Raw genomic sequence first — 24,601 nt, forward strand, 5'->3', positions numbered from 1 at the left:
GTCCGTTTTTCAGCCAATGGTTAGGTCGTGGAAACGCTTCTTCACCAGATGGTCGAGCGGGGCGCTTTTCAGAACCTCCACCACCCGCTCGCTAGCGCCCCCTGAACCGTACGGATTCTCCACGCTGGCGAGGCTTTCCTGGAACTCCGGATTGTAGAGCGTAGCCAGAGCGCGGGCGATGTCCTGGCGCTCCGGTTCGCAATGGATGACGCTGGCCGCCCGCAGTCGGCCTCGCTGCCGGTCGCCGATGTCGATGGTTCCCTTACGAAAGGTGGGAACTTCGATGAGGCCACTGGAAGAGTTCCCAACCACGCCATCGACCTGAGCCATGCAGGATAGATAGCGCAGTTGGCCCAGGGAAGTGTAGGCGCGGGCGTTGTCATGGGCGGCGACGAAGCCATGCACCATCTGAATCAACTCACGGCCGGCAGTGTCGGCGTTGGGGAGGGTGAAAAGGAGGCGGGTGTCGCGCAAGGGTTCGAGCGCCGCCAGGAGCTCGGCCATTTGATCGGCTGCCGTGCCGTTCTCGAGGGTGGCCGGATGGAAGGTGATCAGGAGGCTTTTCTCGCCCAGGCGGCAATCGAGGGTTTGCTCTAGGGTGGTACGATCCAGGAGCTTGAGGCGGCAGATGTTGTCGAGGCCCAGTCCGCCCACCAGATGCACCCGTTCCGGCGCTTCGCCCAACTGGATAACGCGGCCGCGATATTCCTCGGCGGCGACGAAATGCAGGTGCGACATCTTGGTGATAGCGTGGCGCAGCGCTTCGTCGAAGGCGCCCTCGGTCTTCTCGCCGCCGTGCAGGTGGGCCACTGGAATGCGGGCCACCAGGGCGGCGGCGACAGCAGTGAAAATTTCAAACCGGTCGCCCAGGATGACCAGCAGGTCGGGACGCAGGTCGTTCAGGGCGTCCGCCATACCGATCATGCCCAGCCCCATGGATTTGGCGATGCCGACCGGGGTGTCGGAACTGACCAGCATTTCCACCTTGCGGTCGACGCGAAAGCCGTCTTCCTCGATTTGGCGGTAGGTCAGGCCGAATTCCGGGGACAGATGCATGCCGGTGGCGATGATCTGCAATTCGAGCTCGGTATCGTCCCGGATCAAGTGCATGATCCACGCGAGCAGGCCGTATTCCGCCCGCGTCCCGGTTACCACGCAGATTTTCCGGGTCATAGCTCGATCATCTCGTCGGCCTGGAAATCGCGGCGGGCTATGCGGCTGACAACTCTGTCCCATTGCATGGGGGAGATCCCGGTACCCGGCCGCTTGGCGGCGAGGTTTTCCTCGGAGAAGACTTCTCCCGCCCGGATCGAGCGCGCGGCCACCAGGGACTTTCTGGCCACCGGGCGGTTCCTGGCCTCGCTGGGGGTCAGGCGCTTGATCCCATTGCCCAGGGCCGTCTCGATGTTACGGATTGCCGTGACCATCGCCTTGAGTTCATCCGGTTCGAGGCTGGCCTTATGGTCTGGCCCAGGCATGTTGCGGTCGAGGGTGAAGTGTTTTTCGATGACCCGCGCGCCCAGGGCCGTAGCCGCGATGGCCACTTCGATGCCGGGGGTGTGGTCAGAGTAGCCCACCGCCACCCCAAAGGTCTGGCCAATGCTTTGCATGGCGCGCAGGTTGACCTCCTCCATGGGGGTGGGATATTCAGTGGTGCAATGCAACACAGTGAGCCTGGAGCGCGGCGTGCCGGCCTGTTCCAGGGCGTCGATGGCCGCTTCGATGTCGCCCAGGGTGGCCATGCCGGTGGATAGGATGATTTCCCGCCCGTAGCGGCCCATGTTGCGCAGATAAGGAAGGTTGGTGATTTCGCCGGACGGGATCTTGAATTTGTGCTGCCCCAAGCTGGCCAGAAAATCGACGCTTTCGTTGTCGAAGCCGGTGGAAAAGAAGCCGATACCACGCGCGCCGCAGTGGGCAATGAGTTCGTGATGGGCCTCGGGCGAGAGTTCCAGGCTGCGCAGCATTTCATGCTGGGTTTCGCCGCCGCCGCTGTTGCGAGTCTGATAATCGGCCTTGCGCGCCGCTGCGGTGACCAAGCGGTCGGCCTTGAAGGTCTGAAACTTGACCAGATCGGCCCCAGCTTCCGCCGCCGCGTCAATCAATCGCTTGGCCAGACCCATGTCACCGTTATGGTTGACGCCGGCTTCGGCGATGATAAGAATGGGTATGTTCATCTGATGATCCGAGATTGGGCGGGGTGGTTTTTCCGCACAGCCAGCCCCATGCCGACCAAGCAACGTTCGCCCAGCGCGACGCCTTCCCGCAACACGCTGCCACTGCCAACGAAACTGCCCGCGCCGACCCGCGCGCCGCCATTCACCAAGGCGCCGGTGGAGATGTGGCAATGGTCCTCGACCACGGCGTCATGCTCGACCAGCGCCCGGCTGTTGAGGATGCAATTGCGGCCGACACGGGCGCAGGCGTTGACGATGGCGCCGTGCATGACGATGCTGCCCGGCCCCAGACTGGCGTGTCGGGAGACATGCCCACGCGGGGACACCACGACCGGCAGGGTGTAGCCCAGACGTTCGAGCAGGGAGAAAAGCCGGATGCGAGGTTCCGGCGATTGGATCTGGCCCAGGGTGATCAGGGCGTTGTGGCAGCGTTCGCGCAGGGCCGGCAGTTCGGCGTCGCCGCCCAAGATTGGATAGCCCAGCACGGCCCCGCCGACTTCATCGGGCATGCCCACCAGTCCGGCAATGGCGTAGCGGCCTTCCTTTTCGATTACGTCGATGCAGGCGCGGGCATGGCCGCCAGCGCCCACCAAGAGGATTGCGGGCTGGTTCATGCGCGGAAGTCCGCCAGTTTTGCGCTGCTGGGCACGTTGATGAGGCGAGCGGCCAGGGATTTGGCGCAGGCGAGGTTCATGGCGGGACAGTCCCGGTAGGGGCGCAGCCGGCTCATCAGGGTCCAGGCCGGCCGGGTCATCAGGCCTGCGTCGTTGCTGGCCTGGAGGATGGCTTGCTGCCGATCCGCCAGTTCCGGGGCAAGCACCAGAGTTTGCAGCCAGTAATTGCTGCGACAACCTTCAGGTTCCTGGAACAGCGTGACCCCGGAGAGTGGGGCGAAGGCTTCCTGGTAGCGCTGGAACAGGCGGCGCTTGGCTTCTAGGAAAGCGGGCAGTTGTTCCAGTTGGGCACACCCCAGGGCGGCGTTGATGTTGGGCAGGCGGTAGTTGTAGCCGATCTGATCATGCTCGAAGGCCCAGTGATGCGGCAGTTTGGCGGTGGTGGTGATGTGTTTGGCGACGCTGGCGAGTCCCGGGTCGTTGGTGAGGATCGCGCCGCCGCCGCCGGTGGTGATGGTCTTGTTGCCGTTGAAACTAAGGGTTCCAAAGCGGCCGAAAGTGCCCGTATGGCGGCCGTGGTAGTCACTGCCCAGGGATTCCGCCGCATCCTCCACCAACGCCAGGTTGAAGTCGCGGGCAACGGCAAGCAAGCCGTCCAGATCTGCGGGATGGCCGAAGGTGTGCATGGGGACCAGTGCGCGGATGACCCGGCCGCTGGCGAGGTGGATGCACTGGCCGTCGCGTTGTTCGCTGACGACCTGGAGATGTGCGCGCAATTTGGTGGCGTCGAGGCCCAGCGTGCGTTCTTCGCTGTCCACGAAGTGGCAGGTGGCGCCGCAATACGCCACGGCATTGGCGGTGGCGACGAAGGTCAGGGCGGGAATCAGGACTTCGTCGCCGGCTTCGACGCCGGCCAGTTTCAGGGCGATGTGCAGGGCGGCGGTTCCGTTGACTACGGCCACGGCATGTCTTGCCCCGGTGAAGGCTGCCAGATCGGCCTCGAAGCGATCGACGAATTTGCCAACGGAGGAAACAAAGGTACTGTCCAGGCATTCCTTCAGATAGGCCCATTCGTTCCCGGCAAAACACGGTTCGTGCAGGGCCACCGGGCCTGAACCTGCCACTTGGCGGATGGCTTCGACGACCTTTTCGACGAAAGTGGAAGTGTCCACGGTCGCACTCTCAGAGGTTGTAGATGTCGGCCTTGTAGCCGCGCAGGTTCTCGGGCTCGGTGAACCATGCTGCGGTTTCCGCCAGGCCCCGTTTGAAGCCTTGGCGCCCGCCATAGGCGGGTTCCCAGCCGAACAGATCCCGGGCCTTGGAGTTAGCGGCCCAAAGCCGTTCCACCTCGGACTTCTCCGGACGCAGCCGCGCCTCGTCGGTGACGATTTCGATCTCGGTATTCATGGCCTCGGCGATGAGGCGGGCGGTATCGCCAATCGTGATTTCGAAATTGCTGCCGAAGTTGACCACCTCGCCCAATCCCCGGTCGGAATTCAGAGCGGCGATGAAGCCGGCCACGGTGTCTTTCACGAAATTGAAATCGCGAGTGGGGGAGACCGCGCCTAGCTTGATCTGGCGTTTGCCATTGGCGATCTGGGTGATGATGGTGGGGATCACCGCGCGGGCCGACTGGCGCGGGCCGTAGGTGTTGAAGGGGCGGGCGATGATCACCGGCAGGCCGAAAGCGGCATAGAAGGAATAGGCCAACTGGTCAGCGGCGATCTTGGTGGCTGAATAGGGCGACTGCCCTTGCAGGGGATGTTCCTCAGTGATGGGCACGAAGCGCGCCGTGCCGTAAACCTCGCTGGTGGAGGTATGGATTACCCTTTCCACATCCAACTCGCGCGCCGCCTGCAGCACGTTGAGGGTGCCCTTGACGTTGGTGTCGACGTAGGTGTCGGGGGAATGGTAAGAGTAGGGTATGGCGATGAGTGCGGCCAGATGCAACACAGCATCGCAGCCCTTCATCGCCTCCTTCACGCCGTGTGGGTCGCGGATATCGCCGGCGAATACATCCAGTTCGTCGCGGATTTCCTTCGGCGCACGGTCCAGCCAGCCCCAGGAGTTGAAGGAGTTGTAGAGTACGAAGGGGCGTACTTTGTGGCCTTGATATAGGAGCGCTTCTGTCAGGTGCGAGCCAATGAACCCATCGGCTCCAGTTATCAGAATGCGTTTGTTCTTCATTGTTTCAACTCATTTTAAGTGATTTAGGAGCTCGCCAGAAGTGCGCTAACTTCTTCCTGTAGTCGTTGCTCCAATTCGTCCTGCAGCCGCATCGGCCGGTCGATGACGCTGAACAAGTCGATGATGCTCTGTTTCTCCGAGTTCCGTTCGTAGAGCAGCTCGGCCAACTACCACTTGACAGCGTACCATTGTTCGGGGTCACTGCTGGTGCTGGGTGTGAACAGGTGATCCGCATTGAGCAGGGCAAACGCATCCGTGCCTTCAACGAGAGCTTCAGTCTGACGCACGTAATTCAGGAACCTGACGATTGAAAGGCAGATGTCGACAGTACAGCCGAACTGTTGATAAGCGAACTCGCTGGGCTTCCAGTTCTCGCTCTCGTCTGCGAGCACGGCCAGGCTGGCGATTGGTCGGCGGTAGCCGGTCGTAGAGGCAATAGTTGTCGGGGGAACAGCCGCCCTGCAAAGTCCGCATCCTGCGGCCCCTGCACTTCGACGTGGACATGAACCCATTGTTTGCCCCCGTCCCGAGTACCGACATGAGAAATAGAAGGTTCAGAGCAGCGCCTACTCAATAACTTCAGCTGACCTTGGTCATGGCGCGAGGCCGCGCTGTCAACAATTGGGGCGGCGCCAGGAAGCCCTCATTCCCGCGCAAGCGCGAACGCGCTTCCTATAACCCATTTCCATACCGCCATGCCTGCAAGAACAAGCCGATAAACCAGGCAACTTCTCGCTTGTGCGGGAATGACGGCCAGTGTCACCCTCGCCAGCCAGGAATTCACACGCTCTCGGTCCTCACCGGCAAAGTACATGGGCGCGCCCCGGTGATACGGCGGCGAACTGGACGAACTGGACGACGAACTGCCGACCGCTGTATGGCCCGCCGGGTGGCAATGACGAAGTCGTGAGGGGGTGTCCTGCGACATCGCAACCGGTTGGGGTGTGCTGTCCCTTGCTACGGTCGGCGCGGATCGAAGACTTCGTCCAGGGACTCGGCATCGAGCACCTTGATCGCCCATTCTTCCAGCTGATCGATCGTGGCGGTGTTCAGGCGGACCTGGACGGCATCGGGGAGCGTGCCAAAGTGACGCGCGAGCTGGCGCTTCAGGAGGGCAGCCTCGCCTTCCTGGCGGCCTTCCTGGCGGCCTTTCTCGATTCCGAAGCGTTCTGCAGAGGTGACGTAGGGCATGCGGACATTCCTTTCCAGTGTGTAGACTTCGTGCAGCAGCCGTTGCTCCAGGTCTGTCGTCAGCCGCATCAGCCAGTCGATGACCCCGAACAGATCGATGATGCGCTGCTTGTCCCAGTTGCGTTCGTAGAGCAGCTTGGCCAGCCGCCATTTTGCCGCATAGCGCTGTTCCGGGTCACCCTTGGTGCGCCGGGTAAGAAGGTGAGCCGCGGTGACCAGTGCGAAGGGGTTGGGGTCTTCAAGCAGGGATTCGGTCTGGTTGGCGTAGTCGAGGAGCTTGACCACGGGAAAGCGGATGCCGACCTCGCAGCCGAACAGTTGATAGCCAAACCCGTTCGGCTTCCAGTTTTCACGTTCGTCGGCCAGCACGGCCAGGCTGGCAACCGGACGGCGGTAGCGGTCGTAGAGGCGGTAGTTGTAGGTGAACAGGCGCTCGGGGAAGTCGGCATCCGGCTGGCCCTGGACTTCGACGTGGATGTAGACCCATTGAGAATAGCCAACGGGCGCTGCGCCGCATGATCATGGTGCGCGGTTGCCTATGACGCGATGCGCAGCTTATTGCGCCCTGCGACAGACAACCGGGCTCAACCACCGGAACCGACCCTGTTTGTCCGGTGGGTCAAGCGCTCAGTGATCCTTGAAGCCCTCTTCCAGCGTGGTGGCGTCAAGGATGTTTTCGGCCCATTGCTCCAGTTGTTCGACGGTGGCGGCCTGCAGCCGAGCCCGTGTCTCCGCGCTGGGCGGGCCGAAGCGGCGGGTGAGTTGGCGTTCGAGGAGGGCAGACTCCCCTTGCCGCATGCCTTGTTGCATGCCTTGCTGCATGCCTTTCTCAATGCCGATACGTTCTACCGAGGTGATGTAGGGCATGGTTCGGTTCCTCTCCAGTTGTTCGAGGTCTTGCCAGAGTTGATTTTGCAGGTCTTTGGGCACTTGCATCATCCAGTCCAGGCCTGCAGGCCCCACCAGCCGCAGCACCAACGGGCACCGGCAGGGCCGCAGCCACGTCCCGCGGCAGCGGACAGATGCCTACATGCAGTTCTCCAACAAAGGGGGCCACTGGGTCGTTCAGTTCGATCCGGGTATCTCGCCCAGGTGCAGGGCAACCCGACCAATCAATCCTGCATTGTAGTGGATGCCTTGGTGTCGCATCGCTTGCGCGGCTTCATGGAATGAAGGGATCAGGCCAACCGACTTGGCTTTGGCAAGCACACCGAGCGTGCCTGTCACGTTCAACCCAAGATACTCGGCAACGCGGCGTCCCAGGCGCTCGTCGATGATCACTCTGTGCGCGGAGTATTTCATCGCCAGAATGATGGTTTGCTTTTCTCCACGATCCAGTTCGAGGAGGACGGGTAATCCTGATGTGGCTTCATCTACTACGGGGATGACCCAATCCAGTGATCTCAAAGCGGGAACCAGTATTCGTCCGCCTTCAGCGCATTCGCCGATGACCGATTCCGCGACGTACACCGTGGCGAATAACTGCGGCAAGAGATTCAACTGGCCGATGCTGGCAAGTGCAATAAACGGCGTGGTGTTGGAAAAAACGATCACAGCAAGGAAATCTCTCTGAGAAAGTCGTCATCGTTGTCTTCCAACAGGTTTGCGCCACCTGTCTGCATGGCTTTCAAGAGGAAATGGGCGCGCGGAATGCCAAGCCAGTTTGCTGCCATGCCAGACGACAAGCGACCCTCGCGAAACAAGGCTATCGCGGCTTCCTCCTTGACCAAGTCGGCGAATTGGTCTGCGTCCAGGTGCAACCCCAACAAGATTTCCCGTGGGCACTCTATTTCAATGGTACTTTGCATAGCAATCCGCCTCCGAAAGGTCCTCGCATGCCTGCGGGCAAAAACGGGGACAGTATATGAAATACCTTGAGAGAAGAGTCACCCCCGGGAACCCCAGCTGGGCTGGGCTATGTTGCCTGCAGCCTGCCTCAACCCAGCACGCACGGATTCCTGCCGTGCAGATCGATGGTGAGTCGCGTATGCCGACCGCCACGGGGCTGGTGGCGGCTTGACGCGGCGTTCAAACGGGTCAACTGGAAATGAGAGTGGCGTCGTGCGTCAGTACCGTGGCGATGATCAGTCGGTCTTGGGGATCGCGATGGAGTTCGGGAAGCTGAACGGCAGTGCGGGCGATGCGTGCGGTGATCGGCAACAGCGTGATGCCCGAACCATCGGGGGCTTTCTCGAACCATGCCTCTTCGGCACATGGCAGGTCGATTCGGCCATGATGTGCCAACCCGGCGACTGCAAAGCAGGAAATGGCAGAAACACCGACCGGCTCAGCACTTTCAATACGCGCGGTCCAGGCCAATTGGAGACGTATCTGATCCTCATTGATCCACCAGAGCCAGATGTGGGTGTCGAGAACGATCATCGAGGCAAGTCCCAATCGCTTTCGGGAAGGCTGCCGAGAATATCGCCATTGATTTGAACTCGGCCGGCAATGTGCGGGTGGAGGCGCCGACCAACCGTAACGGGTTCATCGGCGGCGAGGACAATGATCTCGACGCGGCGATTATTGCAGGCATCGGGCAGTTCAATCAGCACATGCTTGCCGCATAGCGCTGTTCCGGTTCACCCTTGGTGCGCCGGGTAAAAAGGTGGGCGGCGGTGACCAGAGCGAAGGGATTGGGGTCTTCGAGCAGGGATTCGGTCTGGTTGGCGGAATCCAGGAGCTTGACCGTGGGAAAGCGGATGCCGATCTCGCAGCCGAACAGTTGATAGCCAAACCCGTTCGGCTTCCAGTTTTCACGTTCGTCGGCCAGCACGGCCAGACTGGCAACCGGACGGCGGTAGCGGTCGTAGAGCCGGTAGTTGTAGGTGAACAGGCGCCCGGGGAAGTCGGCATCATGCTGGCCCTGGACTTCGACGTGGATGTAGACCCATTGAGAATAGCCAACGGGCGCTGCGCCGCATGATCATGGTGCGCGGTTGCCTATGGCGCGATGCGCAGCTTATTGCGCCCTGCGACAGACAACCGGGCTCAACCACCGGAACCGACCCTGCTTGTCCGGTGGGTCAAGCGCTCAGTGATCCTTGAAAACCTCTTCCAGCGTGGTGGCGTCAAGGATGCGTTGCTTGTCCCAGTTCCGTTCGTACAGCAGTTTGGCTAGCCGCCATTTTGCCGCAAGCCTTTGCCGGTCGTCGCCTTTGGTTTGCTGGGTGAGCAGATGAGCGGCAGTAACCAGAGCGAAAGGGTTGGGGTCGACCAGCAGGGCTTGGGTTTGCGGCTGGTAGTCGAGTAGCTTTACGGTGGGGAATTCGAGGTAGTGCCGGCAACCGAAGAGTTCATAGGAACGCCTACGAAATAACTTCCCGTTTTGACTGTGCGCTCGGGCATGCCACTTGCTTGCTTGGTTGTTCTGAAAACAGCAAAGGGAATGCAGCGTGGGCTATTACCGGGAAGACGTAGAGCGGCGAATGAAGGAATTCTATCGGCGACTATCGGAAAAGGATCGTCGCCGGTACGCGGCGGTGGAGTCTGACAAGTTAGGGCATGGGGGCCAGCAGTACATCGCGCAGTTGTTTGAGATCGATCGCAAGACGATCCGACAAGGACTGGCCGACCTGGACATAGCGGAAGAGGCGACGGGGGATAAGCTCCGAAAAAAGGCGGTGGGCGGAAGCGTAAGCTCGACCTGACGCCCGAATTATCGACGACGTTTCTGGACGTCGTTCGAGAGCATACGGCGGGCTGTCCGCAGCACGCCATTCGTTGGACCCATCTGCGCCAGCCGGAGATTGCCCGGCGCATTAGCGCGACGGGAACCCCGGTCAGTTGCCGGATTGTTCGCCAGTTGCTGAAGCAGCATGGCTTTGTTCGCCGTCAGGCGCAGAAGAAGACGTCGTTCAAGCAGCACCCTGAGCGCAACCCGCAGTTTGAAAACATCACAGCGCTCAAGGCCGCGTACCTGGCGGCTGGTCAGCCCGTACTCTCCATGGACACCAAGAAGAAAGAGATGCTCGGCAATTTTTACCGGAACGGCACGCTTTACACCCGAGAGACCCTGGCCGTGCTGGATCATGACTTTCCCAGCTATAGCGAAGGCAAAGTCGTACCGCATGGCTTGTACGACATCGGTTTGAACAAAGCCCATGTCAATCTGGGCACGAGTCATGACACCACGCAGTTCGCGTGTGACAGCGTGGAACGTTGGTGGTCTTTGCACGGACGTCACGATCATCCCAATGCCGATAAGATATTGATTCTGTGCGATGGCGGTGGCAGCAACCCCTCACGCTCGCCGTTGTTTCAGCAGGACTTGCAAGCGCTTGCCAATCGGCTCAAGCTGGAAATTCGGATCGCCCACTTCCCGCCGTATTGCTCCAAGCACAATCCGATTGAGCACCGCGTCTTCCCCCATGTCACGCGCGCTTGCGAAGGCGTCGTATTTGAAAGCGTGCCTCTGGTCAAACAACTGATCGAGCGTACCCAGACTCGAACTGGACTTCAGGTCACCGTCGATATTATCGATCGCGTCTACGAAACCGGACGGAAAGCGGCGCTTGATCTCAAGGCATCCCTGCGCATCGTCGCCGATGCACTACTGCCCCCATGGAATTACACCATCCTGCCAAATTCAACAGCATAAAACCGGGAAGTTATTTCGTGGGCGTTCCATAGCCATACGTTTGCGGCTTCCAGTGTGGGCGGTCGTCCGCAAGCACGGCGAGGCTGGCGATAGGGCGCCGGTATTTGTCGTAGAGGCGGTAGTTATACGTGAATAGACGTTCGGCGAAGTCGCCGGCTCGGTCGCCCTGCACTTCGATGTGGATGTACACCCAGTGTTCGCCGCCGTCGTGGGTGGCGACCTGGACGAGTTTGTCGAGGAGCCGCTTGCCGAGTTCGGCATCTTTGACAATCTGGGCGAGTTCCTGATCAAAGGTGTAGCCGCGGTTCCAGTCGATCTGCCGATGTGCGTCGGGAAAGTAGAATGCGATGAACTCTGGAAAGTAGCGCGTGACGGCGTCTTTCCAGGGGGTGTCGTAGTCGTCGTTGGCGACGGTGGTTTCGGGGGGCGGGTTCAAGGTGAAGGCGTCATGTCGAGATCAGGGCACAGTATAAGAAATACCTCTCGAAGAGGAGTCAACCTGGGGAAACCTAAGCTGGCTGCGGCAACATGGCCTGCAGGCCCCACCAGCCGCAGCACCAACGGGCACCAGTCAGGGCATCCCAGTGGCTGATCTGATAGCGTTCGCCCACGTACATGGCTTGCAGCGTGACATCGGCGGTTATCGGTACGACTTCGCAACGGCGCAAGAGTATCTGGCCCAGTCGATTGGCCGCAGGCCGGTCTATCCGGTGCTTGCTCAGCAATACACTCAAGAACTCGTTGATGACCTGGACGCTGATCACCGGCCGGCGCCGGAGGATCTCAAAGCAGCGCTGGCGCTTGTCGGAGTCTTCGTCCAACGAGTAAACGGCAATATTGGTATCAGCGAAGAACCTTGCGGTCATAGCACTCGTCCCGATGGTATTGTCCCGACCAAGCGCACGCGTGCTTCTCAAATTCCACCCAATCTGCCGCCTCGTCGCCCTCGGCGAACTCAGCCGTCCGGTGTTTCGACTTCAGGTAACCCACAAAGTCGAGCACTTGACGCACCTCAGCTTCGGGAAGGCTACGCACTTGCTCGAAAACCAGTTCTGCCACGCTGTTCATGTGACCTACCTCACCATGCACTTTTCTTGAGTTTAACCACTTCCGTCGGGTTCTTCAGCCCAGCAGCTTTGAGCATGCCGAGTGGCGGCGTTGACGAAGTCTCCGAAGCCCTGCTGCGCGCCACACCGCCGCTGATACTGCGCAAGCCTTTGCCCGCCTGGTGACGCGACGGCGCCAGGGGATCGGCTACTCGCGATGCGTGTCTTCAGGCATCCGGTAGCCAGTCATCATTGAGGACTTCTTCTTCCATCGCCCACGGACAGGCGTCGGGAAAGCCATCGAGGCCGGTTTCCCCAACCGCCTGAGCAACCGCCTTGGCCCACACCATCTCAAGCCATCGCGTTTCCTGCAGCTTGGGGGTGATGCTTGGGGCGTCACTCAGTCCATAGGCAATCTCCTTGCGCTGCGCGACGATGGTCTTTTCCCAACTGGCTCCCCCGCCGCTCCGGCTGATATCGCCACTGGAGCAGATGAGCCAGTAGAACCGACATCCGGCTCGCCAGTTCGCGCTGTTCGCTCTTACCCACGTCCTCAATTTCCTCCGCGATGTGGTCGCGGTCTAGCAGCTCGAACCGCCCGGCACGAAGGAGGCTGGCCTGCTCGTTTGCCCATGCCACGACATCGGCTTCGTAACTGGTGCTCATATCGAGCTCCCTCCACAATGACCTGTAAGTCGATTCTACCCGAAGCTCCGGTTTCGAGAGCAGAAGGTCGGTTGGCATCACCGTAGTTTTGCTGCAGGTTGGAGAGAGCAGGCAAGGCCTTGTGAGGGCTGCCCAGTCAGCCGCGAGACAGGTCGACGGCCTTGGCCCGGCGCACCGGGACGCGTTCTGTGCGGCGTGCTGCCGATCTCCGGCACGGTGCGTGGCGAGCGAACAGAAGGGGTTCAGGCACGCTACCGCCCTGCCGGAATGCCTGAGCATTCAGCGAAATGGGTTGCCGATGGGGTCTGCGGCGGGTGGACTGGCAGCCGGCTGCCCGGTTCTGGTAGCCAGGCCTTTGCCAGAAGCGGCGAGTATACCGCACCGACCTTTGGGCGAACCATCCCATGTTGCCACGCTGTCGTCAGGCGGAGTAGGCACGATTTCCTCATCCGGTGCTTCTGCCACCTGTTTGGCGGGCCATCGAATCGCCGTCCACGTCGAACCCTGGGGAGCTGGCTTTCATGGAAGCTCCAGGTTGATCATCGTCAGCGCTGCCGCCAGAAACCGTCGTTCAGGCGGATGATCCCGCCGTTGCGCGCGGTCCAGTCGAGGCGCCTGGCCATGCGCGCGGTTTGCCGGGTCACCAACCCGCTTGGCCTGGGATGATGGGGCGATGACCTCGCCGGCCTCGGCCTGGCAGAGACGATGCCAACTTCGTCGGGAATCCAAGGGACAGGAGATGAAATACCTCCCGAAGAAGCGTCAACCGGGAAACCTCCGCTGGCCGCGGCAACCTTGCCTGCATGCCCCACCAGCCGCAGCACCAACGGGAATGCCTCTCTCCTCGACGTGTCGTCGTAGTTTGCTTCATGCCGCTGGCGCACTGCTTTCCTGCCGTAGCTACTGAAGGTTCCCGCCGCGCTGCCAAGCAACTGGCGCACCAGCCAATGCAACACGAGGGGTTGGGAAATCGCGTGATGCTCAAGTACATCACGCAGCAGGACGACATGGACCGCGCCTTGGTTGGCCTTGTCCGAGGCCTCAGGCCACTGCAGTCCTGTTGCAGTTCTCGTACAGTCGTGCCGGCGAGAGTTCCAGGCCGTTCGGCCAGCATAAGGCACCCATATCGACAAACAGGAGCTTGAAGAAATTCTCATCGCGCAGCGCTTCTATCAGCGTTCCGTGGCGTTGTAACAAACTTGTACCGTCCAAAATCCCTTCTTTATTGTCAGAGAAGACAAGTGCAACTTGATAGTTGCCAAGATAGCGTGCCGTAATCACCCGTTTCCATACCGCCATGCCTGCAAGAACAAGCTGATAAACCAGGCAAGTTCTCGCTTGTGCGGGAATGACGACCAGTGTCACCCTCGCCAGGCAGGAATTCACACGCTCTCGGTCCTCACCGGCAAAGTACATGGGCGCGCCCGGTGATACGGCGGCGAACTGGACGAACTGGATGACGAACTGCCAACCGCTGTATGGCGCGCCGGTGGCAATGACGAAGTCGTGAGGGGGTGTCCTGCGACATCGCAACCGGTTGGGGTGTGCTGCCCCCTTGCTACTGTGGGCGCTGATCGAAGACTTCGTCCACGGACTCGGCATCGAGCACCTTGATCGCCCATTCTTCCAGCTGATCGATCGTGGCGGTGTTCAGGCGGACCTGGACGGCATCGGGGAGCGTGCCAAAGCGACGCGCGAGCAGGCGCTTCACGAGGGCAGCCTCGCCTTCCTGGCGGCCTTCCTGGCGGCCTTTCTCGACTCCGAAGCGTTCTGCAGAGGTGACGTAAGGCATGATGACCTTCCTTTCCAGTGTGTAGACTTCCTGCAGCAGCCGTTGCTCCAGGTCTGTCGGCAGCCGCATCAGCCAGTCGATGACCCCGAACAGATCGATGATGCGCTGCTTGTCCCAGTTGCGTTCGTAGAGCAGCTTGGCCAGCCGCCATTTTGCCGCATAGCGCTGTTCCGGGTCCCCCTTGGTGCGCCGGGTAAGAAGGTGAGCCGCGGTGACCAGTGCGAAGGGGTTGGGGTCTTCAAGCAGGGATTCGGTCTGGTTGGCGTAGTCGAGGAGCTTGACCACGGGAAAGCGGATGCCGACCTCGCAGCCGAACAGTGGATAGCCAAACCCGTTCGGCTTCCAGTTTTCACGTTCGTCGGCCAGCACGGCCAGGCTGGCAACCGGACGACGGTAGCGGTCGTAGAGGCGGTAGTTGTAGGTAAACAGGCGCTCGGGAAAGTCGGCATCGTGCTGACCCTGGACTTCGACGTGGATGTGAACCCTTTGCTCACGATGTGCCAGTCGATGGCGTCGTAATTGTGGATGACGATGTTCCGAAATCCGACCGCTTTTTTCATCCGGCTGGAGGGCATTCTTCCGTCACCCTGACCAGGCAGCGGTGCAGAGATTCGAGCTTCTGTTCGATCACCTGTCGATCCATGCACGCCTCCGTTCGGCCAATATGCGGCCGCGATACAGCGCGAAATCCGCGTCATCAGTAAGATTGCCGGCGCAGCAGTTCTGCGTAGCGTTACCGTGAAAGTCGCGTCAGCGACTCACGAATCTCCCCTCTCCACTCGCGGGAGAGGGGTTGGGGGAGAGGGAAACGGTCAGGGCTTTCATCATCCGGGGTGTCTCACCAAGCCATGACCGTTAGGCATGAGCAGGAACGCTGAACATTGTTATCAAGGGATGCGAGGGAGCGGAAAGCGGGAACTCGGACAAATAAAGTGCTGTCGCTTCTGTCAAATTTGCAATCGCCTCCTCGATTGTTTCACCTTGGCTTGTCGTCCCCGTTTCAGGATTGAGGGCTACATACCCGCCCTCTTCGGCGGATGTAAGAACGGCAGTGAGTTCCATGGTCTTGGTCCTCCGGCTAATAAAGGGACATATGGGAAAAAACGGGGACAGTATAGTAAATACCTTCCAGCGCAGGGCCCACTCACCAACCTCAGCTGACCTCGGTCATGGCGCGAGGTGTCGGGGGCTGTCGAGAATTGGGGCTGCGCCAGGAAGCTCTCGTTCCCACATGCTCACGGAGCGGTCCGTCGCCGTGAGCATATCGAAGTTGTGCGCCAGCCAATGATCCTGAGTACAAGAGCACGCCTGCGGCTGGTGCATTCCTGCCTTGCTGACGGTTGATCAATTGCCGTGCAGCCGTACCGCTGCTGGTACTGCGCAAGCCGCTCTCCGCCTGGTGAGGTAACGGCGCCGGGGAGCGGTTGGGCGCGATGCGTGTCTTCAGGCTCCGGTAGCCAGGCATCACTGAGGACTTCTTTTTCCATCGGTCAGGGACAGGGGTTGGGAAGGCCATCGAGGCCGGTTTCGCCAAGCGCTTGAGCCACTCATTGGGCTCATTCGCCCGATGAATCGGGCTCCTACAGGATGCTGGCGTGGCTCGGTGGTCCATGGGCTATCTCATGGCGCGGCGCGAGGACGGTCTTTTCCCAACTGGCTCCCCGCCGTTCCGGCTGATATCGCCACTTGAGCAGATATGCCAGAAGAAGCGACAGCCGGCTCGCAGGTTCGCGCTGTTCGCTCTCGCCACCACGGCGGCGGTGCGGGCTGTCGTGAGTTGGGGGGTCAAGCTGCTTCCAGTTCCCGGAAGGGCATCTTGCTCAGAATTAATCGGCTGATATCCGCGTGCTTGCTGGCATGTTGGACATCAATGCCAACCAGCCCGCCGTTTTCGTCAAAATCAAGCACAACGCCATCCGCAACCTCATCGCTGTCTTTGCTTGGGTTTTCGTTCAGGTGAATGTACAGCGAATCCGTTTCTGGATCATAAGAGAGTCTCATGGCTTGAATCTCCTGCCGGGGAATGCGTTGTGAAGGGTAGCACCGTCTTCCAAGGTCACCACCCGCAGATACCTGCCCAGCTCCGGAGCGAATATCCAGTGGCGGATTCGCTGGTCCTCGGGCTGGACTTCCTTGCGCACGGGGTGGTCCAGCGCTTCTTTGCACCATTCGAGGCGAAGGTATGAACGTTTTATCAACACGTCGTTCCGGAAATATTCCGTCATGGGGTGTTGGGTGGTCGGGGAATCTGGCATACAGCGTTGCCGCCTACTCGTAGTAGTCCATGGCCTTGTCGCCATGCTTCTTGATGAGTTCGTCGTGCTCGGCGGATTTGAGGTCTTCGCGGACTACTTCGACGACGAGTTCGTCAAAGCTGATTGTGGGGGTCCAGCCGAGTTTGGCTTTGGCGGGCTCGCCGAGCAGGGTTTCGACTTCGGTGTGCCTCATTAAAGGGACACCCAGGGAACGATCATTGGCAATCTGGAAACCATGGTTCTACTCGAGTGCGGCCAGCGCTAGCTCGGGTGCCTTGTCCAACACTTTGAACAAGGCCTTTGCCGCACCGGCCGGGGAGCGTTTGCCTTGTTCCCAATTGCGGATGGTCTCGACAGAAACATCAATACGCCGCGCAAACTCGACCTGGCTGAGACCAAGGCGCGTTCTGACCCTGCGTGCGTACCGGCCGCATCCAGCCTGGCTTCGGATTCATCCGCCGCGCGCTGTGCAGCGATGCTCTCTTCAGTCGTAGCGTCCACACGTGCCGGGTCGATACGCCCAAGTGTCAGCCCACCTGCAGAGGCGGCATCAATCGTCACTCGAACTGTTTTCATGGAGCGATAAGGGGGACAGTATAGGAAATACCTCCCGAAGAGGAGTCAACCTGGCAACCTCAGCTGGCCCCAGCAACATGGTCTGCAGGCCTCACCAGCCGCAGTACCAACGGGCCCCGGTCAGGGCCACAGCCACGTCCAGGTGGGTAAGGCTGGCGATACGTGATCGTGAGAGGCTTGACAAGAAGCGTCAGCACTCGGCACTCAGCCATGCAAGAACGGATTGGCCACCGTCAACCTTCCCTCGAACACTTGTCCATCCTGCATGTCCTCGGAATAAAGGGTGTCGCAGCCGGCGGTCAGGGCTGCAGCCACGATCAGGGCATCCCAGTGGCTGATCTGATAGCGTTCGCCCACGTACATGGCTTGCAGGGTGACCTCGGCGGTTATCGGTACGACTTCGCAACGGTGCAAGAGTATCTGGCCCAGTCGATTGGCGGCAGGCCGGTCTATCCGGCGCTTGCTCAGAGCAATACACTCAGGAACTCGTTGACGACCTGGACGCTGATCACCGGCCGGCGCCGGAGGATCTCAAAGCAGCGCTGGCGCTTGTCGGAGTCTTCGTCCAACGAGTAAACGGCAATATTGGTATCAGCGAAGAACCTTGCGGTCATAGCACTCGTCCCGATGGTATTGTCCCGACCAGGCGCACGCGTGCTTCTCAAATTCCACCCAATCTGCCGCCTCGTCGCCCTCGGCGAACTCAGCCGTCCGGTGTTTCGACTTCAGGTAACCCACAAAGTCGAGCACTTCACGCACCTCAGCTTCGGGAAGGCTACGCACTTGCTCGAAAACCAGTTCTGCCACGCTGTTCATGTGACCTACCTCACCATGCACTTTTCTTGAGTTTAACCACTTCCTTCGGGTTCTTCAGCCCAGCAGCTTTGAGCATGCCGAGTTTTTGGCGGCGGCGTTGACGAAGTCTCTGTGAATATTGTACGCCGGTGGCGATGACGAAGCCTTTGGGCTGGATTGTCGGTCCTCACCGGCAAAATACACAGGCGCGCCCCGGTCATACGGCGGCGAACTTGACGAACTGGACGACGAACTGCCGACCGCTGTATGGCGCGCCGGTGGCAATGACGAAGTCGTGAGGGGGTGTCCTGCGACATCGCAACCGGTTGGGGTGTGCTGCCCCCTTGCTACTGTGGGCGCTGATCGAAGACTTCGTCCACGGACTCGGCATCGAGCACCTTGATCGCCCATTCTTCCAACTGATCGACATCGGCGGTGGTCAGCCGAACCTGGACTGCATCGGGGAGCGCGCCAAAGCGACGCGCGAGCAGGCGCTTCAGGAGGGCAGCCTCGCCTTCCTGTCGGCCTTCCTGTCGGCCTTCCTGTCGGCCTTCCTGTCGGCCTTCCTGTCGGCCTTCCTGTCGGCCTTCCTGTCGGCCTTCCTGTCGGCCTTTCTCGATTCCGAAGCGTTCTGCAGAGGTAATGTAGGGCATGCGGACCTTCCTTTCCAGTGTGTAGACTTCGTGCAGCAGCCGTTGCTCCAGGTCTGTCGGCAGCCGCATCAGCCAGTCAATGACCCCGAACAGATCGATGATGCGCTGCTTGTCCCAGTTGCGTTCGTAGAGCGGTCGTAGAGGCGGTAGTTGTAGGTGAACAGGCGCTCGGGGAAGTCGGCATCCGGCTGGCCCTGGACTTCGACGTGGATGTAAACCCATTGCTCACCTCCGTCCCGCGTCGCGATCTGCACCAGGCAGTCAACCAGGCGCTTGCCGAGCTGCGCGTCCTGCACCACCTGGGCGAGTTCCTGCTCCAGGAAAATGTGCGGCTGCTGCCAGTCGATCTCGGCGTGGGCTCGGGGGAAGTAGAAGGCCATGAACTCCGGGAAATAGCGCATCAGCGCGTCTTTCCACGGGGTGTCGTAGTCGTCGCTGGGTAGGGTCGGTTTTTCCATCGGTCTGTGCTTGGCGGAGATGGGTCACGCCTCGTCGCGGAAGAACCGCCGGGCCGCTTCCATGGCGACCGGGTCGCGGGCGGTGGCGGTCACTCCGGCAGCGAAGAGTTCGTTGAGCAGCGTCCGACTCGGCGCTTCGCCCATGCCCTCGGTGTTCGGCCTGAAAGCCTGTGCCCAGATAGCAAAATGGCACCCGTTTGGGGTCGCTTCGGCGAGGTTGGCGCGTTCGTTGATGAAGCTGAACCGCGTCGCGCGCATCGCGTCTAGCGCGGGTTGGATCCGGTCCGCGGCTTGCAGTCCGGCGATTGGCAGCCGGTCTCCCGGCTGGGCCCGACGGGGGTCGTACCCGGCGTCCGACGGCGCGCGCGCGGGCACGCTACCGCCATGCCGGAATGCGCTGGCATTCAGCAGATTGCTCGTCTTTTCTTCCATGCCCAGCGGCCGTGACGGCGCGGTTCATTTCGCAAGGGCTCGTAGTGGGCCGCCCTTGCGGGAAACCGCCGCTCGCGCACGATCAGCGGTCGCGATGGTTCAACGCCAGGCCGCACGGCGAGCGCGCCGACGTGCGACTGCCCCGGATGATCCCAGCGCCCGGGCCGGTCGCGTGTGAATTGGTTCACGGTTGCCGCGGCCCAGCACTGCAATACCCAGGGTCCGCGTACTGCGGCAGCACGTGGTTGCCGTGCGATGGACGCGACCACGACCACTCGCTCGCCCGCGCCGATCGTCTGCCTGGACCATCAAGCCCAGCGGCACCTTTCGTGCTTCGCCGATCAGTGCCTCGATAATGGCGACCTGCACGGGAACGACACCATGCGCAGCCCGCAAGGTGCTGCGCACCAGCTTCGGATGCGCGCTGCTTTCACGGCCCATCTGGTTCCCGATTCTGCGCACGGCCAGCCAGCGGTCGGCCAAGCCGAGCAGACGCCGGATCTCGGCCCGGTCTTGATGGTTGATGAGGGCGCCACGTTCTTCGCCGGGTGCGCGAAAGATCAAGGCAGCTTGCTACTGGCTGGCCCGCCGCTCAATCTTCCCGGAACACGTCCTCGAGCGTGGTGGCGTCGAGGATTTCGAGCGCCCACGCCTCCAGTTGCTCGGTCGTCGCATCCAAGAGCCGTTGGCGCGCCCAGTCCGGTAGCGGCCCGAAACGGCGCTCGAACTGCTTCTGCAGCAACGTGCTCTCGCCTTCGAGGCGACCTTCGAGGCGACCTTCGAGGCGACCTTCGAGGCGACCCTCGCGCAGCCCGTCTTCTTTCCACTGCCGTGTCCAGCTGTCTACCGTTTCCGCCAGCATGGTGTCGATCTCCTGTAGTTCGTTAACTTCCGCGATCGCCTGGCCGGGCATCAGCCGGCGAAGTACGACCCGGTTGATCCATACGACCAGCGCCCGGCGCAGGCTGTCGTACTGCGGACCCTGCAGCCGCTGATGAAGCCGCGCGACAGCTCGACGGATGTCGGCGGGCGCGCCACTCTGCTCGATCCGGATGATGCCGCCGACCGTGTTCGACTCGTCGGCCAGTTGCGCTTCCTCGACGCTCGCTTCTTCGAGCAGAAAGTAGCGGTTCATCGGTCGATAGCACTTCAGGCTGCCGGGTAGTTCGTCGATCAGTTCGCCGACGTCGCGGGCGGCGCCCCACGGATCACGGCCATTGTAGATGACCAACGGGAAAACCGCCGGCAGTTTCTCACCGCGGCCCACTTCGCCCTTGCGGTAGAGTAGAGGACAGGCTTTCGCCTGCCCTCCCTCATCAAACCGTGCATGCGATTTTCCCGCACACGGCTTTCCGATGCTCTTCACGCCACGGCATGCGCCGAGTTCCAGCCCGCCTTCGTAGGAACTTTGTATAGCCCGTAGCGCCCGTAGAGATGAGCACTTGGAAACCGGCGGAAACCAGTTCCTCGGTCCTTCACCTGATGACGCTTCATCAAATGGGTTCGCAACCGGTCTTCCGCGTGGTATCTGACTTTGCTCATCGCCAGACTTGAGTTTCGATAGTGGAAGTAGTTTGCCCAGCCTCGCAGGCTGCGGTTGACGTTTCCCACGATATCTCTCAAGGGGATGGGGGTCAGTTTCCGGCCCGTGAGTTCCGTCAGCCTCGCCTTGATTTTCTTCAGCGATTTGTCTGCTGGCCGGACATTCGGGTACGGTTTTCCAGTCTTGGCCCCTCGACTCATCTGAATCGTGAAACCCAGGAAGTTGAAGCTTGCTTGGGTGGCGTCCACGATGTGGGTCTTCGTCTCGTTGAGGCTGAGGTCCAGACGGTCCAGGACATGACGCACCACTTTCAGCGGTTCCTCTACCTCTTTTCGGCACAGGATGACAAAGTCGTCCGCGTAACGCACGAGATGTGCGGATAGCTTGCCCTTCAGGTGCTGCCGTTGCCATATTCGGTCGAGAATATGCAGGTAGCAGTTGGCCAAGAGCGGGGAGATCACGCCGCCCTGCGGCGTGCCTTTGCGATTGGCTTTTCCACCACCTACGGTCTTCTTCACTCCGTTGTCGTCTTCGCCGATGACCGGGGCTTTGAGCCATTGCTTGATGAGGTGCAGAATCCCCCCATCGACAACACGCTCGGCCACCACGGCCAGTAGCTTGGCATGCGGAATGCTATCGAAGTACTTTGATAGATCGGCGTCTATGACTTGAGTGTAGCCGGCCCATAACGTGTGGGCGATGTCATCCACGGCATCGTGGGCCGACCTCCTGGGCCGGAATCCGTACGAGTGCTCACAGAAGTCGGCTTCAAAGATCGGTTCGATGATGAGTTTCACCGCCATTTGTGCGACCCGATCGCGGAGCGTCGGTATCCCAAGCGGGCGCTGACTGCCATCCGCTTTGGGAATCATGACGCGCCTTACCGGCTGGGCGCGGTAGGTCTTGTCTTTCAGATCACGGGCCAGGTCCCGCAGAAACGTCTCTACCCCGATTCCGCTCTCGATGGCCTCGAAGCTGATCCCATCCATACCGGGACTGCCTCGGTTCGACCGGACAAGCCGCCAGGCATGACTGAGGATGTCTTCCCGGTAGAGCTTGTCGTAAAGCGCGTAAAAGCGATAGGCTGGTTCTTGCTTGGCCTTGGCATACAGCTTCCTCTGTAGCGTCCTGATCGTGTCCGGGGTGGTTAGCGACATGGCAATCCCTCGATCCTCCGCTCTTCGGTTGCACGAACAAAGTAGGGTCCCTTCCCTCGTCCGGGGTTATGTTGTCCCACGAACTCAGACGGTACTATGAACCCCTCCGACTCCCGCCTGCAGCCGCTGCGCTTTCGTTGCCTTATACGCAGCAGTCGGTGGTCTCCCCACCTCCGCAGACGGGCCTCCAGCACTGGGCAGTAAGTCTTCAAGAACATGCCATCCCTGCTACCCCGGGAGTCGATTGACGCCACTTCCGTTATTCCAGCGCCCATCCAACGGCCTTCCCCTTCTGACCACAGGGTCGGCTCCTCCACATAATTTACGAGGCTACTCATAGGTTCACTTGCGTTACGGCCTGCTCTCTTGCTGTTGGAAACTCACGACCCCGTGTCGCCACGGCGCCGCTTCCTCATGCTACCGGGGCGTACGGACAACTCCCCAGACGGGACTTAAACCCGCTAGACTTGCTGCTGTTACTGCGAACGATCAGGTCCTGATACAGCAGGCCGGTATAGACGAGTATCCGGAGGGCCATCCAGGGGTCGACGGCACTCTGGAATTCGAGCAGCAGGTAGATGTACAGCCAGCCGTCGCGCCGCCGAATCCGCCAGATCACATCGTCTTCGCGTTCACGAAGGTCGTCCGTGACGTAACTGCCCCCCGACTTCTCGAGCGTCGAGAAGTCGAGTTCTTCGACCCAGTCTTCGCCGACGAAGCCGCGCAGCAGGTCTTCAACGACGACGGCGTGCGAGAAGATCAGCTTGTAGCCGGTATCCGGGGTGGAGTCGGTAGCCATGTGCGATGGGTGTCCGGTGGAACGGGCTGCCCGGAGCCCCGTACCCACAGCTCGTCAGACAGCCGCGGGATTGGCCCGGCAGGGCATCGAGAGAATCTCCGGGCTGCGGTTGCCGATGAGGTACATCACCGTGGTGACGGCGTTGCATACCCACAGCCACCACGACAGGCCATTTTTCCCGCCACAGTGTCTCGTCCAGATGCAGCCGAATGGCTGTCCGTCGGACGCGAGCCGTTGAATGATCATGGTGCGCGATTGCCGATGGTGCAATGCGCCGCGTATTGCGCCCTACGACAGACAAGCGTGCTCGACAACCGGAAGCGACGCGGCTTAAGCGGTTGGGCAAGGGATCAGTGGTCCTTGAAGACATCTTCCAGCATGGTGGTGTCCAGGATGTTTTCGGCCCATTGTTCCAGTTGTTCGACGGTGGCGGCCTTCAGCCGAGCCAGTGTCTCCGCGCTGGGCGGGCCGAAGCGGCGGGTGAGTTGGCGTTCGAGGAGGGCAGACTCCCCTTCCCGCATGCCTTGCTGCATGCCTTGCTGTGTGGGGCTACCCACTTAAGCCGGGACAGATTGCAATTTCAATGGGTTACGCACGACCCGTTGGCGGGCTTTCCGAGGCATGGGAAGTTCCCCCATCTGGCTGACCAGCCAGTCGAAAAGATCAGGGAACGATGTACCAAACAAGCGTGCGGCCGCCGTAGTTCCGTCATGGCGTCTCAACCCATAGTGGTGGATGACCGTCAAAGCCTTCAGACGCCTTTCCGTCCACCCACGCCCGTTATGGTACATCTGGGAAAGGCAACCATTGCGCCCCTCAACGGCGGATGAACTACGATGGAATTGGCGCACCATCCATTCTCCCCAAGTAAGCCAGCGTTGCAGCTCACGATCGGACAACGCGACGTGGAATGGGTTGGCTTCCCAGGCCTGCACTGCCTTCTGCCATGTCTGCCGGTAACGTTTCCGGTGAACTTGGTTTGGGGTCTTGTCCATCTGATGATGCCAATACAGCACGGGTAACAGGGGGTCCGTCAGCCACTGCTGGGTGGCTGGGTCCACTGCCCATTGGGTCAGGATTTCCGCTACCCAAAGCCACCAAAAACGGATGTGGCTGGATAAGCCATCCATCTGGGCGCGAAACTTCCGCAGGGCAGAACGGGGGTCCAAGATGCCCTGTTGCGCCGACCAAAAGCCGGAGACAACCACCGGCTGAGGCCATATTGTTCATGAAACGTATCCGCGCCCGAAGCACACTCAAAGCCTACGACCGCCAGTTTGATCAGCGCCTTGGCCCGATCACTGATCGCATGGCCCACCTGAATCCCCCGCGCTTCCAACCGGGGGGCCGCTTGAGCAAACCACGTATCAAAGCTGCGGTTGTCCTGTAGAGTTTCCAGCAGCAGATAGCCGGAGGACAAATCCATCAAGATCAGGATCAGCATCTCCCCAAAGAAAGTCTCATCCGCCGCCAATACAGCTTTTTGTGTCGGCGCAGGGGCAGAGGCTTCGCAGATCTGCGGGAAGGCGGGCAATAGCTCTTCCATCTGACGGAGTTGCGTCCGCAAAGCTCCGGGAGATACGCCCACGTGGGTATCCATGCGGATCAGCCTGAAAAAATCCGATCAGGCATCCGCCCCCACATGGGGCCGCAACCCGAA

At 60.6% G+C, this 24,601-nt stretch carries 35 protein-coding genes and 6 pseudogenes; 2 read left to right on the forward strand and 39 right to left on the reverse strand.

Annotated elements, in window-relative coordinates:
* Positions 1–9: 9 nt before the first annotated feature.
* The 13 genes from neuC to V5B59_RS04725 form a co-directional block, all read right to left on the reverse strand.
* The gene (gene neuC / locus V5B59_RS04665) at positions 10–1,173 is read right to left on the reverse strand and encodes a UDP-N-acetylglucosamine 2-epimerase (protein WP_169071448.1); all 1,164 of its coding nucleotides are present in this window, start codon (positions 1,171–1,173) and stop codon (positions 10–12) included.
* Positions 1,170–2,171 carry an N-acetylneuraminate synthase gene (neuB, locus tag V5B59_RS04670; protein WP_308240175.1) on the reverse strand — a complete coding sequence of 334 codons (1,002 nt, stop codon included), beginning with the start codon at positions 2,169–2,171 and terminating at the stop codon, positions 1,170–1,172. Before neuB ends, neuC begins: the two co-directional genes overlap by 4 nt.
* Positions 2,172–2,173: 2 nt before the next feature.
* Entirely contained in the window at positions 2,174–2,791 is a 618-nt protein-coding gene (locus V5B59_RS04675; protein ID WP_169071446.1) for an acetyltransferase, read from the reverse strand.
* On the reverse strand, positions 2,788–3,963 hold the full coding sequence (locus V5B59_RS04680; protein WP_372703802.1) for a LegC family aminotransferase: 1,176 nt from the start codon (positions 3,961–3,963) through the stop codon (positions 2,788–2,790). Before V5B59_RS04680 ends, V5B59_RS04675 begins: the two co-directional genes overlap by 4 nt.
* Before the next feature lie 10 nt (positions 3,964–3,973).
* Entirely contained in the window at positions 3,974–4,978 is a 1,005-nt protein-coding gene (locus tag V5B59_RS04685; protein ID WP_169071444.1) for an NAD-dependent 4,6-dehydratase LegB, read from the reverse strand.
* 23 nt (positions 4,979–5,001) lie between these two features.
* Positions 5,002–5,145 (reverse strand): hypothetical protein, encoded by a 144-nt coding sequence (locus V5B59_RS04690; RefSeq protein ID WP_332351636.1) that lies wholly within the window; start codon positions 5,143–5,145, stop codon positions 5,002–5,004.
* Between the two features lie 790 nt (positions 5,146–5,935).
* Positions 5,936–6,538, reverse strand: a complete 603-nt coding sequence (locus V5B59_RS04695) for a DUF4351 domain-containing protein (protein ID WP_308240173.1) — start codon at positions 6,536–6,538, stop codon at positions 5,936–5,938.
* Between the two features lie 258 nt (positions 6,539–6,796).
* On the reverse strand, positions 6,797–7,099 hold the full coding sequence (locus V5B59_RS04700) for a DUF4351 domain-containing protein (protein WP_332351637.1): 303 nt from the start codon (positions 7,097–7,099) through the stop codon (positions 6,797–6,799).
* A 135-nt stretch (positions 7,100–7,234) separates the two neighbouring features.
* Complete coding sequence (locus V5B59_RS04705; RefSeq protein ID WP_169071443.1) at positions 7,235–7,723, reverse strand: DUF3368 domain-containing protein; 489 nt, start codon at positions 7,721–7,723, stop codon at positions 7,235–7,237.
* Complete coding sequence (locus tag V5B59_RS04710) at positions 7,720–7,977, reverse strand: UPF0175 family protein (RefSeq protein WP_169071442.1); 258 nt, start codon at positions 7,975–7,977, stop codon at positions 7,720–7,722. The genes V5B59_RS04705 and V5B59_RS04710 overlap by 4 nt, the downstream gene beginning before the upstream one ends.
* 229 nt (positions 7,978–8,206) lie before the next feature.
* On the reverse strand, positions 8,207–8,551 hold the full coding sequence (locus V5B59_RS04715; RefSeq protein ID WP_169071441.1) for a type II toxin-antitoxin system VapC family toxin: 345 nt from the start codon (positions 8,549–8,551) through the stop codon (positions 8,207–8,209).
* Positions 8,548–8,724 (reverse strand): hypothetical protein, encoded by a 177-nt coding sequence (locus V5B59_RS04720; protein WP_169071440.1) that lies wholly within the window; start codon positions 8,722–8,724, stop codon positions 8,548–8,550. Before V5B59_RS04720 ends, V5B59_RS04715 begins: the two co-directional genes overlap by 4 nt.
* Positions 8,718–8,945: a hypothetical protein gene (locus V5B59_RS04725; RefSeq protein ID WP_169071439.1), complete on the reverse strand. Its 228-nt coding sequence runs from the start codon at positions 8,943–8,945 to the stop codon at positions 8,718–8,720. Before V5B59_RS04725 ends, V5B59_RS04720 begins: the two co-directional genes overlap by 7 nt.
* A 652-nt stretch (positions 8,946–9,597) precedes the next feature.
* Here V5B59_RS04725 and V5B59_RS04735 point away from each other — a divergent pair.
* Together V5B59_RS04735 and V5B59_RS04740 are read left to right on the forward strand one after the other, a co-directional pair.
* The gene (locus tag V5B59_RS04735) at positions 9,598–9,819 is read left to right on the forward strand and encodes a hypothetical protein (protein WP_332351530.1); all 222 of its coding nucleotides are present in this window, start codon (positions 9,598–9,600) and stop codon (positions 9,817–9,819) included.
* A gap of 23 nt (positions 9,820–9,842) precedes the next feature.
* Positions 9,843–10,769: an ISAzo13 family transposase gene (locus tag V5B59_RS04740; protein WP_332352173.1), complete on the forward strand. Its 927-nt coding sequence runs from the start codon at positions 9,843–9,845 to the stop codon at positions 10,767–10,769.
* A gap of 10 nt (positions 10,770–10,779) precedes the next feature.
* Here the strand turns inward: V5B59_RS04740 and V5B59_RS04745 are convergent, their stop codons facing one another.
* The 26 genes and pseudogenes from V5B59_RS04745 to V5B59_RS04870 all read right to left on the reverse strand — a co-directional run bounded on the left by V5B59_RS04745 (position 10,780) and on the right by V5B59_RS04870 (position 24,541).
* Positions 10,780–11,205 carry a hypothetical protein gene (locus V5B59_RS04745; RefSeq protein WP_332351638.1) on the reverse strand — a complete coding sequence of 142 codons (426 nt, stop codon included), beginning with the start codon at positions 11,203–11,205 and terminating at the stop codon, positions 10,780–10,782.
* A 73-nt stretch (positions 11,206–11,278) separates the two neighbouring features.
* A complete protein-coding gene (locus V5B59_RS04750; RefSeq protein WP_169071438.1) occupies positions 11,279–11,635 on the reverse strand; it encodes a PIN domain-containing protein in 357 nt (118 codons plus the stop codon).
* Positions 11,613–11,837: a hypothetical protein gene (locus V5B59_RS04755; protein ID WP_169071437.1), complete on the reverse strand. Its 225-nt coding sequence runs from the start codon at positions 11,835–11,837 to the stop codon at positions 11,613–11,615. The genes V5B59_RS04750 and V5B59_RS04755 overlap by 23 nt, the downstream gene beginning before the upstream one ends.
* Before the next feature lie 205 nt (positions 11,838–12,042).
* Positions 12,043–12,481 (reverse strand): annotated as a pseudogene (locus V5B59_RS04760) (DUF29 domain-containing protein).
* A 1,041-nt stretch (positions 12,482–13,522) separates the two neighbouring features.
* Positions 13,523–13,897 carry a DUF2442 domain-containing protein gene (locus V5B59_RS04765; protein WP_248594997.1) on the reverse strand — a complete coding sequence of 125 codons (375 nt, stop codon included), beginning with the start codon at positions 13,895–13,897 and terminating at the stop codon, positions 13,523–13,525.
* Between the two features lie 142 nt (positions 13,898–14,039).
* On the reverse strand, positions 14,040–14,642 hold the full coding sequence (locus tag V5B59_RS04770) for a DUF4351 domain-containing protein (protein WP_332351639.1): 603 nt from the start codon (positions 14,640–14,642) through the stop codon (positions 14,040–14,042).
* A 155-nt stretch (positions 14,643–14,797) separates the two neighbouring features.
* Positions 14,798–14,971, reverse strand: a pseudogene (locus V5B59_RS04775) (hypothetical protein); the annotation flags it as partial.
* A 157-nt stretch (positions 14,972–15,128) separates the two neighbouring features.
* Positions 15,129–15,335: a type II toxin-antitoxin system HicB family antitoxin gene (locus V5B59_RS04780; RefSeq protein WP_169071435.1), complete on the reverse strand. Its 207-nt coding sequence runs from the start codon at positions 15,333–15,335 to the stop codon at positions 15,129–15,131.
* Between the two features lie 518 nt (positions 15,336–15,853).
* A pseudogene (locus V5B59_RS04785) lies at positions 15,854–16,009 on the reverse strand (DUF29 family protein); the annotation flags it as partial.
* 49 nt (positions 16,010–16,058) lie between these two features.
* Positions 16,059–16,274, reverse strand: coding sequence for a DUF2283 domain-containing protein (locus V5B59_RS04790; RefSeq protein WP_169071434.1), 216 nt, complete (start codon positions 16,272–16,274; stop codon positions 16,059–16,061).
* A complete protein-coding gene (locus V5B59_RS04795) occupies positions 16,271–16,528 on the reverse strand; it encodes a hypothetical protein (protein ID WP_408612886.1) in 258 nt (85 codons plus the stop codon). Before V5B59_RS04795 ends, V5B59_RS04790 begins: the two co-directional genes overlap by 4 nt.
* 13 nt (positions 16,529–16,541) lie before the next feature.
* Positions 16,542–16,718, reverse strand: a pseudogene (locus tag V5B59_RS04800) (GDP-mannose 4,6-dehydratase); the annotation flags it as partial.
* Positions 16,719–16,769: 51 nt separating this feature from the next.
* A pseudogene (locus tag V5B59_RS04805) lies at positions 16,770–17,104 on the reverse strand (helix-turn-helix domain-containing protein).
* A 204-nt stretch (positions 17,105–17,308) separates the two neighbouring features.
* Entirely contained in the window at positions 17,309–17,518 is a 210-nt protein-coding gene (locus V5B59_RS04810) for a PIN domain-containing protein (protein WP_248594995.1), read from the reverse strand.
* A gap of 177 nt (positions 17,519–17,695) precedes the next feature.
* A complete protein-coding gene (locus V5B59_RS04815) occupies positions 17,696–17,920 on the reverse strand; it encodes a hypothetical protein (RefSeq protein ID WP_169071433.1) in 225 nt (74 codons plus the stop codon).
* A 326-nt stretch (positions 17,921–18,246) separates the two neighbouring features.
* Positions 18,247–18,621 (reverse strand): DUF4351 domain-containing protein, encoded by a 375-nt coding sequence (locus tag V5B59_RS04820; RefSeq protein ID WP_308240170.1) that lies wholly within the window; start codon positions 18,619–18,621, stop codon positions 18,247–18,249.
* The gene (locus tag V5B59_RS04825; RefSeq protein WP_308240169.1) at positions 18,621–19,010 is read right to left on the reverse strand and encodes an Rpn family recombination-promoting nuclease/putative transposase; all 390 of its coding nucleotides are present in this window, start codon (positions 19,008–19,010) and stop codon (positions 18,621–18,623) included. The genes V5B59_RS04820 and V5B59_RS04825 overlap by 1 nt, the downstream gene beginning before the upstream one ends.
* 24 nt (positions 19,011–19,034) lie before the next feature.
* Positions 19,035–19,442 (reverse strand): hypothetical protein, encoded by a 408-nt coding sequence (locus V5B59_RS04830; protein ID WP_169071432.1) that lies wholly within the window; start codon positions 19,440–19,442, stop codon positions 19,035–19,037.
* A 99-nt stretch (positions 19,443–19,541) separates the two neighbouring features.
* Complete coding sequence (locus V5B59_RS04835) at positions 19,542–20,006, reverse strand: hypothetical protein (protein WP_169071431.1); 465 nt, start codon at positions 20,004–20,006, stop codon at positions 19,542–19,544.
* Positions 20,007–20,034: 28 nt separating this feature from the next.
* On the reverse strand, positions 20,035–20,808 hold the full coding sequence (locus V5B59_RS04840) for a DUF4351 domain-containing protein (protein ID WP_169071430.1): 774 nt from the start codon (positions 20,806–20,808) through the stop codon (positions 20,035–20,037).
* Entirely contained in the window at positions 20,805–22,142 is a 1,338-nt protein-coding gene (gene ltrA / locus V5B59_RS04845) for a group II intron reverse transcriptase/maturase (protein WP_332351545.1), read from the reverse strand. Before ltrA ends, V5B59_RS04840 begins: the two co-directional genes overlap by 4 nt.
* Positions 22,143–22,629: 487 nt before the next feature.
* Positions 22,630–22,941, reverse strand: a pseudogene (locus V5B59_RS04850) (Rpn family recombination-promoting nuclease/putative transposase); the annotation flags it as partial.
* A 54-nt stretch (positions 22,942–22,995) separates the two neighbouring features.
* Complete coding sequence (locus V5B59_RS04855; protein ID WP_332351640.1) at positions 22,996–23,187, reverse strand: hypothetical protein; 192 nt, start codon at positions 23,185–23,187, stop codon at positions 22,996–22,998.
* 104 nt (positions 23,188–23,291) lie between these two features.
* Positions 23,292–23,498: a DUF4351 domain-containing protein gene (locus V5B59_RS04860; protein WP_332351641.1), complete on the reverse strand. Its 207-nt coding sequence runs from the start codon at positions 23,496–23,498 to the stop codon at positions 23,292–23,294.
* The gene (locus V5B59_RS04865) at positions 23,499–24,071 is read right to left on the reverse strand and encodes a DUF6399 domain-containing protein (protein ID WP_332351642.1); all 573 of its coding nucleotides are present in this window, start codon (positions 24,069–24,071) and stop codon (positions 23,499–23,501) included.
* On the reverse strand, positions 24,026–24,541 hold the full coding sequence (locus V5B59_RS04870) for a hypothetical protein (RefSeq protein WP_332351643.1): 516 nt from the start codon (positions 24,539–24,541) through the stop codon (positions 24,026–24,028). Before V5B59_RS04870 ends, V5B59_RS04865 begins: the two co-directional genes overlap by 46 nt.
* Between the last annotated feature and the right edge of the window lie 60 nt (positions 24,542–24,601).

The organism is Candidatus Accumulibacter contiguus (assembly GCF_036625285.1).
Classification (GTDB): Bacteria; Pseudomonadota; Gammaproteobacteria; order Burkholderiales; family Rhodocyclaceae; genus Accumulibacter; species Accumulibacter contiguus.